Below are 8,968 nucleotides of genomic sequence, written 5' to 3'. Positions count from 1 at the left end.
GGGAAACGGATGGAGCATGTTCCCGATACGCTGGCACTGGAGCACCGCGTACGAGATTATGCAGATGTTTTCGGACCACCCAACAAAACGACCCATGCATAAAAGGTATGCGTGGCCATAAGGGTATAAAATATTGACATCTTTAAAGACATCCAGAAAGATTTCCTAAATATATATCTTTAAGAAAGATCGGAAAAAATGGCGTCACCTCTGGATGACAAGACCCGCAGCATCATCAAGGCCTGCGTGCCCGCGCTGGAAGCACATGGTCTGGCGATAACGACGGAAATGTATCGCCGCCTGCTGGCCAATCCGGACATTCGTGACCTGTTCAACATTTCGCACCAGAAGGATGGAGAGCAGCCAAAGGCGCTGGCGCTTGCAGTGCTGGCCTATGCCCGCAATATCGACAACCTTGGTGCCATGGCCGGTGCGGTCGAACGCATTGCGGAAAAGCATGTCGGGCTGAACATCCTGCCCGAGCACTATCCTTATGTTGCCGATGCCCTGCTGGGCGCCATCGCCCATGTTCTGGGGGATGCGGCAACCCCCGAGATCATGGATGCATGGGCAAGGCCTACTGGTTCCTGGCCGAAATCCTGATCGGGCGGGAAGAACAGATTTACGTGGCCCATGCCGCGGCCCCGGTGGCTGGGTTGGCTGGCGTCCCTTCCATGTCAGTCGCCGCACGGTGGAAAGCGAGACCGTTACCTCTTTCGAACTGGTACCGTCGATGGCAAACCCATCATGCGCCATGTGCCGGGACAGTATCTCAGCTTCCGCCTAGATGTGCCGGGATACGGGTCGGAACGGCGAAATTACAGCATTTCCTCCGCACCCGGTTCCCGGTCCTACCGCATCAGCGTCCGCCGCATCGATAATGGCGTGGTATCCGACTGGCTGCATGACAGCGTGCATGAAGGCACGGTACTGCAGGTATCCGCGCCAGCGGGTGATTTCACGCTGGGCAACCCGGCCCCCGCACCCATCGTATTTCTCAGCGCAGGTCTGGCCTGACGCCCTTCATTTCCATGCTGGGCGCTGGATACGGACGCGGCCAGAGGCGTGCGTTACATCCACACCACCCGCACGCCCCGCAACGGAAGCCTTTGGCCCTATATCCGTGACCTTGCAGCAAAGGACATGCTGCACGCCGATCTGTTCTACAGCCGCGCTACACCGCAGGCAGCACAGGACGCCACAGGCGTCACCACCCACGCAGGCCGCATGACACCAGCATGGCTTACGCACGAAATCGACCGGTCCGCGAGCTATTATATCTGCGGTCCCGACAGCTTCATGCGTGATGCCATCGCCACGCTGAAGGCGGGTGGCGTGCCCGAAAGCCAGATCCGTTTCGAATTCTTCGTTCCGCGGCGGATGCGGGTACTGGTCGGGTAAGCATGGCACACACCATCCATGTCAGGCGGGTTTATGACCCGCCTGCACCCGATGATGGCAGTCGTGTGCTGGTAGACAGGCCTGTGGCCCCGCGGGGTCAGCAGGCAGCGCGCCGACCTGACCTATGCTGAAGGACATTGCCCCCAGCACTGACCTGCGACAATGGTTCGGCCATGACCCGGCCCGGTGGAACGGGTTTCAGCAACGCTACAGCGCGGAACTTCTGGCCAATCCCCTGCCGGTTCAGCAATTGCTGGACATGGCACGCGCCGGTCCGCTTACCCTATTGTATGGCGCGCGTGACAAGCAGCATAACGAGGCAGTTGTGCTGGCCGCCTACCTGCGTCGCCTGCTGGATCACGCGGCCTGAATGATCCCACCATTTCCTGTGTCAGCACGGCAGAAGGCATATATCATGGCATCACATGATGGCAGAGGAAACCAAAGCCTTGAGCGCACCTGGGCAGATCATCAAATTCTGAAGGAACTGCTGACAAAAAAACTTGTAACGCCCGATTTACGATAGGACGCTGTGGCCTGGACGATCCAGGAGAAGGATTACTTGCAGCGGTGCGCGGTCGACTTCGCGTATTAGCTGTGGAAGACGTCTATTGGCTATCGGTACCTGCATATCCTGTCCAGTCGGGAAGGAATGTCGGTCTGCAAGCATGGCGGCCGGAAATAAGGCTGGGTACGCACTCGCCGGTGATACTGCCGACAAGCTACGCGAGCGTCGGAGCTTGGCTTCCGTCTCGGACGTATTGAACAACAGATGGTGCTTCCGGGTGCTGACGGTAATGGGCAATTACACGCGCGAATGTCTGACACTGGTGGCGGATACGTCGTTGCCAGGTGAGTGGCTGATCTGAGGACTTAACCGGATTGGGAACCATCATGAAGGTCATGTCGGTGAAACGGCTGCGGATAACCGGCTGTTTGTGGAAGCCGTGCTGTATCGCTACCGCGCTGGCATTTCGTGGCGTGACCTGCCAGCGCGGTTCGGGGATTGGAAGAATGTGCACAGACGTCTGCGCCGCTGGTGCGAAAGAGAAACCGACGCTATCCACGAAAAGTCAACGTTCAGTTTTACAAAAACAGAAACATCATTGAACGGTTCTTCGCCAGACTGAAGCAGTTCAGAAGCAGTGCAACTCGTCTCCGCCATCATCGGAATTAACTGACCACACGTCCTAATCGACAGGAATGTCCCAACCTCGGACTATCGCGGTTCGCCTGACAATGTCGGCTTTCGGGACGTCGTCCCAACTGCCCGGATCCCGAGATAACAGCGGAAGCGGACATCAAATGTCAGCAATAATCTTATGGAAGTTGATGCTTCCGCAGCCAAATGGCGAATTCTGTCTCATCGATTTTTCTTTCGACCAGAGCGACCATGCACTCCACCACGTCCGGAGCGGTGATGGCGACGTTCTGGCCGTTCACTTTGAGAAACAACACACAGCAGGCCCAGCCAGTCCGTTTGTTGGCGTCATTGAACGGGTGGTTGCCCGCAATGCCGAAGGCATAGGCGGCGGCGATGTCAAACAGATCGACAGGGACCGGATCCGCGTAGTGATAACGGTTCAACGGTCGGTCTAGCGCGCTATGCAGCAAATCCACACTTTTGATTCCCTGCGCGCCGCCATATTCGCGCAAGGCGCAATCATGCAGAAACTGAGGTGGTCCCGTCCGTTCGGACAGTTTTGCGGGCTTGATAAGCTATACCCGGTTGTTGTTATGCCGCCCTTCTGACGGCGTTGCTGTTGGCCATCTGGTCCGGGGTTAACCCCGGACCAGATGGCGTCGGCACGTCATGATACGCCTCATCGGGCGTTCGTCCAGCCAGCGCCGTATGCGGACGCCTTTCGTTATAATGGGCGATCCATCTGCCAAGCCCGGCCCTCAGCTCTGATCCGGTCTCGAACGCGTACAGGTAGACGCATTCGTATTTCAGCGACCGCCACAGACGCTCGATGAACACGTTGTCCAGCCAGCGACCGCGCCCATCCATGCTGATGCGGATCTGACGCTCTTCCAGTATCCCGCTGAAACGGGGTGTCGTAAATTGCGACCCCTGGTCAGTATTGAAAATGTCCGGGGCGCCATAGCGCATGAGGGCATCCTGTAGCGCCTCGATACAGAACTCCACGTCCATCGTGTTCGACAGACGCCAGGACAGGACCTTGCGCGTGAACCAGTCCATGATCGCCACGAGATAGAGAAATCCCCGTTTCATGGGAATATATGTGATATCGGAACACCAGACCTGGTCAGGCCGATTGATGACCAGATCCCGTAGCAGATATGGATATTTCCGATGCTCCGGATGGGGCACGGTCGTGCGCGGCTTCTGGTAGATCGCCCGCAGGCCCATGATCGCCATGAGCCGCCGGACCCGCTTGCGGCCCACTTCATGTCCCTGGCGGCGCAGATGCCATGTCATCTGCCGTGAGCCATAATACGGCGTTTCCAGGAACTGGGCGTCGATCAGCCGCATCAGCTCCAGATTGGCTTCGCTCTGTGGCACAGGCCGATAGTAGACGCCCGACCGGTTGAGTTGCAGCAGCGTGCATTGCCGGATTATCGGCAGGCATGCTCTCTTCGGGTCAATCATCTGCCGCCTCTGATCACGCCCAACCGAGCAGAGGCATCGCGTAAAAAATCCCGTTCCACGAGAAGTTCGCCTATCTTCGCGTGCAGTTTCTCCACGTCAGCTGGGCTGACCGGGGGCTCAGCCACCGTCTTCCCGGAAAAGGTCGCCGCCATCCCCTCGATCGCCTGCCGTTTCCACTGGGCGATCATCGTCTGATGTACCCCATGTTTCGAAGCCAGTTCCGCCAGCGTCAGTTCCCCACGGATCGCCTCCAGCGCAACCCGTGACTTGAACTCTGCCGCATACCTCTTCCGCGTAACCTTGCCCATAAAACCCGTCCTCGTTCAGGCCAGATGATAGCTTATCGCCCTGTCCGAAAAATGGGGACCACCTCTGACCGCACACGATCACACGTCAATATGGGTCAGAAAACTCTTGCATAACGGACGGCAACCACAGAAGAAATCCGGGCTCATCGAAGGTTAGAAGTAAGATATGGCCGGTTCAGGGATGAATGTCTCAACGAAACGTTGCTCACGTCCCTGATGCATGCCCGCCAGATTCTGGCTGACTGGCGGGCAGACTACAATACGGTGCGCCCCCACATCCCCAACTGGATGGCAAACACCGGACCCGGTCGCCAGACAAGGGTCTCAAGGGCATGGCAGAACGGCATGATAATCTGGATAATGAAACCAGACGGAACTCACCAGATGTATGAATGATCTACGTAGCAGTCCCGTAGATTTTGAGGATGAATCTCCTGTAGCTTCCCGGTATGGGTTCTGAGCAGGGGCGTAAGAAAAAATGGTATATGCCCCGTTCCTGTCTCACAGTCTGGACCTTCTCTGCCGTGACCATTTTGCCGACATTGTCATACCATGGTGCAGATCAGGCTGACTGCCAGTCCGTTCCGGGCCGAAATCGCGCCAGACGAGCCCGTCGGCTTCGTCGTCTGGCGCGTGTCAGGACCCTGAAATGGCAAAGAACACTCATGTATTGCTCGGGGGCTGTGCTGATCGGGATTATTTCCGTGATCTTTGCCCATCTGGGGGATGCGGCGGCCGATCTGCGTTACCACATCGTCGCCCTGAATGCCTGGTCCATGCTTCTGATTGCACCGCTTGGACTGGTCGCCATTACCTGGTTGACGCGCGTGCTGTTCAATGGTGCCCAAGGCTCGGGTATCCCCCAGACAATTGCAACATTGCATATGCATAATTTCATGCTGGTGGACCGAATCCTGACATTGCGCATTGCGCTCGGCAAGATCCTGATGACATGCCTCGGTCTGATCTGCGGCGCCTCAATCGGTCGTGAAGGACCCAGCGTCCAGATCGGGGCGTCCATCATGCATGCGTTCTCGCGGGCCATGGGTCAGCATAATGACGTCACCCGACACGGTATGATCCTGGCGGGCGGAGCCGCCGGCATGGCTGCGGCCTTCAACACGCCCCTGGCCGGAGTTGTATTCGCCATTGAGGAACTCGCCCATTCCTTTGAACAGAAATCGTCAGGACGGACACTGACCGTCATCATCTTTTCCGGGATCACCGCGATTGCCCTGCTGGGGAATTATACCTATTTCGGTCGCACCAGTGCCTCCATCCCGGTTGGTGTCGCATGGTTGGCCGTTCTGGTGTGTGGTGTAAGCGGTGGGCTGGCAGGTGGCCTTTTTGCCCGCCTTGTCATCAGGCTGTCAAAAGGATTGCCTGGATCACTTCGTCCGTTTGCAGCACGTTTCCCTCTCGGGTTTGCTGCTCTATGCGGTCTGCTTCTGGCCCTGATCGGACTGGCATCCGATGGTGCAACCTATGGTACGGGCTATCTCCAGGCGCGGGGGATCGTGGATGGCAGCCTCCATTATCCCGCGTCCTTCTTTCTCCTGAAGTACCTTTCCATGCTCATCACCTTCTGTTCGGGGATACCCGGGGGCATGTTTGCACCATCTCTTGCCATTGGCGCCGGAATGGGCGGATGGATCGAGCAGTTCCTGCCCCATACATCTCCAGGCGCGGTCGTTCTGCTTGGGATGGCGGCATATTTCTGTGGCGTTGCCCAGTCCCCCCTCACGGCGACGATTATCGTAATGGAAGTATGCGATAACCAGCAGGTCACGCTGGCGCTTCTCGCGACTGCGTTTCTGGCGTTCGGGGTCTCGCGCACGGTCTGCCCGCATCCGCTTTATTCCGCCCTCGCCGCGGGGTTCATGGAGAAGACGGAACGGAAGGCAGGTCAGGAAAAAACACTTTCAAGGCAGGAAACTGATCCCTCCTGAACCGGGACCCGGGTTGCTGATGCAGTATTCCGAGCCAGAGAACCGTCAGTCAACGAAAGAAGACACGATGCTGCAGCAGGTGCCGAACCGGAAACCACAACCGGAACAGACCGGGAGTTCCTGCAGTCTGGTTTTCCTGGCGTCAGCGTCAATCCTGATCGGACTTGCGACCGGTGCAATCTGTGGGGTCTTCCGCCTGTTTCTTAAAGGGCTGGAAACCGCGCGAACGGATCTGGCTCTCCGGTTTCTGCATGGTTCTCCGTGGGAGGGTTGCTTTCTGGTCGTGGGGGTTGCCCTGGCGGCCCTTGTCGCAGTGGAAATGGTGCGCCGTTTTGCGCCGCTGGCATCAGGCAGCGGTATTCCCCATGTCGAGGCCGTGCTGTCGGGCGTCGCGGTCCCAGCGCCATGGGTGCTCATCCCGGTCAAGTTCATTGGTGGTCTGCTGGCGATTGGAGGTGGACTGGCCCTAGGACGCGAAGGGCCAAGCGTGCAGATGGGTGCCGCGACAGCCAATACGATCGGACGACTGCTCTCTCTGCGGCAGGCGGACTGTCGCGCTCTCCTCGCCGCTGGCGCAGGAGCCGGTCTTGCAACGGCCTTCAATGCGCCGGCTGCAGGTGCCGTTTTTGTCCTGGAAGAACTGGTGGGACGGTTTGAAGCCAGAATGGTGTGTGCGGCACTCGGGGCGTCCATTTCAGCCATTCTGATCAGTCGTGGCATCCTGGGCGGCCAGCCTGATTTCATCGTGTTCCATCAGGTCCCGCCTGAAGCGATCGCGAAGCAGCTATTCTTTGTCATGACCGGTCTCATGACCGGTCTGCTGGCGGTTGGATATAACCGGACAATTCTTTCAGCACTGCGCCTTGCCGACCGTCTGCCTGTCAGCATACCCGTCAGGGCCGTTCTGATTGGTGGTCTGGCTGGACTTGTTGTGTGGCTTGATCCCCATCTGGCAGGTGGAGGGGACTGGATTACCCAGGCAGCGATAAATAATACGATAAGCTGGTGTATTATCCCTGCCCTGTTCGTTTTCCGGTTGATCTTCGGTGCGATTTCCTATGCTGCCGCAACACCAGGAGGACTATTTGCACCCATGCTTGCCCTGGGGGCACTGTCCGGATTGGCCTGCAGCTTTGTGGCGCAGATACTGAGCCCGGATACAGCGCTGGCGACCACGCCATTTGTGATTGTCGGCATGGCCTCCATGTTTGCGGGATCCGTTCGATCGCCCTTGACGGGCATTATCCTCGTCATGGAAATGACCCGATCGTCCGATCTTGTATTGCCGCTTCTGTCTGGAAGCTTCGCGGCAATGGTAGTGGCAGGAGCGCTCGGCGATACACCGATCTACGAGGCGCTGAGGCTCAGGGCAGCAACCGGAAGACGCTGAAATTATCACCTTTTGGAATACCTGTTTCATAAGGAATCATTCAGACCGGGATGCGGATGACGGATAGAGCCTGCGGGCGACCCGTTCCATGGTCAATCCCTGCACGATAATGGTGAACACTACCACGCCGTAACAGACAGGCAGCAGCAGATTGCGCAATTCACCGGGTGGCAGTCCAAGCGCCAGCGAAACCGAGATGCCGCCACGCAGGCCGCCCCAGGTCAGGATACCCAGAACACGGCCACGCTCCCATTGCCGGAGATGAACCGGGAGGGTGGAAAACAGCACGCTCAATGCCCGCACGGCAATGGACAGCGGGATCACGGCAAGCGTTGCCAGCACCGTAAACAGATGCGGCGTGATCTCCAGTATTTCAAAGCCGATAAGCATGAACAGCAGGACATTCAGCACTTCGTCAATCAGGGTCCAGGCGATATCGAGTTCCTTACGGGACGCTTCATCGAAAACGGAATGGCTATAGCTTGTTCCGAAACACAATCCGGCCACGACGACAGCAATCGCGCCTGACATGCCAAGGTGGTTGGCAATGCTGAAGGTTCCGGTCGCCAGGGCCAGTGACGTCAGCAGATCGATATGCGGATCCCGCTGCCCCTTGAGCACACGAAGCGCAATCCACCCCGTCAGTGCGCCCAGCAGGCCGCCACCAAGCGCCTCGCGGCAGAAGCTGAGGGCAATCCCGGAGGCGGCTACGCCCTGACTGTCTCCGGTCGCCAGTCCGATCGTCACACCGAAAATGACGACCCCGACGCCGTCATTGAACAGGCTCTCGCCCGCGAAAATGGCCTGAAGCGGCCCCGGCAGCCCCAGACGCTTTAACATCCCCACGACCGAAACCGGATCAGTAGGTGCGAGAATGGCGCCGAGCACGATGCACCATGTAAAGGGAACAGCGTGGCCCAACAGCGGAAAAACACTCCAGGCCGCGCCCGCCAGAAAGGCCACGGCCAGAACAGTCCCGAGAATGGACAGGGCTGTCACGGACATCAGTTTCGCACGCAGGTGTCCGACATCAACCTGCATGGCTCCGGCAAAGAGAAGAAGTGACAGCGCACCATTCAGAAGCGCCGCGGGTAGGTTGATGACCCCCAGCACAGACCGCGGCAGGGCCTGAAGATCATAGGCCGGGATCAGCAGGTTCAGAACCATGACCAGCAGGGAAGTCAGCAACGAGAAGATCAGAACGCCGATCGTCACGGGAACGCGAAGCGTGTGGTGATTGAGAATGCTAAAGGCAGCGGCAAGCATGAGAAGCAGGGCGATCAGGCTGATGGTATCCATGGTATGA

General features: G+C 58.0%; 9 protein-coding genes and 3 pseudogenes. 9 read left to right on the top strand and 3 right to left on the bottom strand.

Features of this window, described 5'->3' with window-relative positions; translation table 11 throughout:
• Positions 1-198 precede the first annotated feature (198 nt).
• The 6 genes and pseudogenes from S101446_RS18675 (at position 199) to S101446_RS18835 (ending at position 2,578) form a co-directional block, all read left to right on the top strand.
• Positions 199-603: a globin domain-containing protein gene (locus tag S101446_RS18675; RefSeq protein WP_279629065.1), complete on the top strand. Its 405-nt coding sequence runs from the start codon at positions 199-201 to the stop codon at positions 601-603.
• A 30-nt stretch (positions 604-633) separates the two neighbouring features.
• On the top strand, positions 634-1,017 hold the full coding sequence (locus tag S101446_RS18670) for an FAD-binding oxidoreductase (protein WP_279629064.1): 384 nt from the start codon (positions 634-636) through the stop codon (positions 1,015-1,017).
• A gap of 48 nt (positions 1,018-1,065) precedes the next feature.
• The gene (locus tag S101446_RS18665; protein ID WP_279629063.1) at positions 1,066-1,401 is read left to right on the top strand and encodes a ferredoxin reductase domain-containing protein; all 336 of its coding nucleotides are present in this window, start codon (positions 1,066-1,068) and stop codon (positions 1,399-1,401) included.
• A 2-nt stretch (positions 1,402-1,403) separates the two neighbouring features.
• Positions 1,404-1,771 (top strand): annotated as a pseudogene (locus S101446_RS17315) (DUF488 domain-containing protein).
• A gap of 529 nt (positions 1,772-2,300) precedes the next feature.
• Positions 2,301-2,447: pseudogene (locus S101446_RS17305) on the top strand (transposase); the annotation flags it as partial.
• Positions 2,441-2,578, top strand: a complete 138-nt coding sequence (locus S101446_RS18835; RefSeq protein ID WP_408884649.1) for a transposase — start codon at positions 2,441-2,443, stop codon at positions 2,576-2,578. The pseudogene S101446_RS17305 and the gene S101446_RS18835, both read left to right, overlap by 7 nt.
• A 143-nt stretch (positions 2,579-2,721) precedes the next feature.
• Here S101446_RS18835 and S101446_RS17300 read toward each other — a convergent pair whose 3' ends face one another.
• Together S101446_RS17300 and S101446_RS17295 are read right to left on the bottom strand one after the other, a co-directional pair.
• Positions 2,722-3,057: a type II toxin-antitoxin system death-on-curing family toxin gene (locus S101446_RS17300; RefSeq protein WP_244184667.1), complete on the bottom strand. Its 336-nt coding sequence runs from the start codon at positions 3,055-3,057 to the stop codon at positions 2,722-2,724.
• A gap of 79 nt (positions 3,058-3,136) precedes the next feature.
• A protein-coding gene (locus tag S101446_RS17295; protein WP_118963845.1) for an IS3 family transposase occupies positions 3,137-4,323 on the bottom strand; the annotation gives its coding sequence in 2 pieces (ribosomal slippage) (positions 3,137-4,065 and positions 4,065-4,323; 1,188 coding nt in all).
• Positions 4,324-4,491: 168 nt separating this feature from the next.
• Here S101446_RS17295 and S101446_RS18830 point away from each other — a divergent pair.
• The 3 genes and pseudogenes from S101446_RS18830 to S101446_RS17275 all read left to right on the top strand — a co-directional run.
• Positions 4,492-4,599: pseudogene (locus S101446_RS18830) on the top strand (integrase core domain-containing protein); the annotation flags it as partial.
• A gap of 389 nt (positions 4,600-4,988) precedes the next feature.
• Complete coding sequence (locus S101446_RS17280) at positions 4,989-6,272, top strand: chloride channel protein (RefSeq protein WP_019092385.1); 1,284 nt, start codon at positions 4,989-4,991, stop codon at positions 6,270-6,272.
• 19 nt (positions 6,273-6,291) lie between these two features.
• Positions 6,292-7,662, top strand: a complete 1,371-nt coding sequence (locus tag S101446_RS17275) for a ClC family H(+)/Cl(-) exchange transporter (protein ID WP_087609056.1) — start codon at positions 6,292-6,294, stop codon at positions 7,660-7,662.
• Between the two features lie 36 nt (positions 7,663-7,698).
• On the opposite strand, the gene S101446_RS17270 is transcribed toward S101446_RS17275, so the two are convergent.
• Positions 7,699-8,961, bottom strand: a complete 1,263-nt coding sequence (locus tag S101446_RS17270; protein ID WP_087609054.1) for a cation:proton antiporter — start codon at positions 8,959-8,961, stop codon at positions 7,699-7,701.
• Between the last annotated feature and the right edge of the window lie 7 nt (positions 8,962-8,968).

It is taken from the genome of Komagataeibacter europaeus (assembly GCF_002173515.1).
GTDB lineage: Bacteria > Pseudomonadota > Alphaproteobacteria > Acetobacterales > Acetobacteraceae > Komagataeibacter > Komagataeibacter europaeus.
The sequence above is the reverse complement of the archived record's forward strand: the minus strand, read 5'-3'. Positions and strand labels throughout refer to the sequence as shown.

Excerpts from the sequence above, each read along its gene's own strand:
- S101446_RS18675 (WP_279629065.1), top strand. The coding sequence starts at position 199 with ATGGCGTCACCTCTGGATGACAAGACCCGCAGCATCATCAAGGCCTGC.
- S101446_RS18670 (WP_279629064.1), top strand. The coding sequence starts at position 634 with ATGCCGCGGCCCCGGTGGCTGGGTTGGCTGGCGTCCCTTCCATGTCAG.
- S101446_RS17280 (WP_019092385.1), top strand. The coding sequence starts at position 4,989 with ATGTATTGCTCGGGGGCTGTGCTGATCGGGATTATTTCCGTGATCTTT.
- S101446_RS17275 (WP_087609056.1), top strand. The coding sequence starts at position 6,292 with ATGCAGTATTCCGAGCCAGAGAACCGTCAGTCAACGAAAGAAGACACG.
- S101446_RS17270 (WP_087609054.1), bottom strand. The coding sequence starts at position 8,961 with ATGGATACCATCAGCCTGATCGCCCTGCTTCTCATGCTTGCCGCTGCC.